Source organism: Rhodococcus sp. T2V (genome assembly GCF_029269925.1).
Classification (GTDB): Bacteria; Actinomycetota; Actinomycetes; order Mycobacteriales; family Mycobacteriaceae; genus Rhodococcus_F; species Rhodococcus_F koreensis.
In genome coordinates, this window is the sequence record NZ_JARJBD010000388.1 from 1 (window position 1) to 503 (window position 503).

The 503-nt window shown below is 68.8% G+C and carries 1 pseudogene; it reads right to left on the reverse strand.

The annotated features are described in order from the left end of the window. Nucleotides 1–311: 311 nt before the first annotated feature. Nucleotides 312–503 (reverse strand): annotated as a pseudogene (locus P3H15_RS54505) (methyltransferase); the annotation flags it as partial.

A 503-nucleotide genomic window follows, 5' to 3' on the forward strand; every position in this document is an offset into this window, starting at 1 on the left:
CCTGCTCGCTCGCCTCGGCCAGCAGGTCGAGGTCGACCGGCCCGCGAAGCTCCACATACTGGGCGATGACGTACGGGACGTCGGGGGTGAGTTGCTGGGCGAACCATATGGAGCGCTGCGCCGCCGTCAGAGGGATCACTTGTGCGTGCCCCGGCTCCGGCAGGTTGGTACCGGAGATCACATCCGCCTCGCGATTCTCGTCGCATCCGGTCCGTCACCACGCGCACAGGGCGGTGCCGGGGATGAGGTGTCCTCGACTCGAGGCCATGGGCGGGGAGTCACAGTCTGGGCGCCGGCACCCGCAGGGCCCCTCACTTGACCGCCCGCAGCACGACAAGCTCCTCGCTGCGCTGCCCGGGACAGATCACTCCACGCTGTGCGAGCATGTCCCGACGGGCCGCGAGCACCGGCCCGAAGGGGACATCGACCCGCGACACGACATCCACGCGCAGGCCCTGTTCCTCGAGCATCGCCTGAGACTTCTCGATCCCACTCAACGCGGA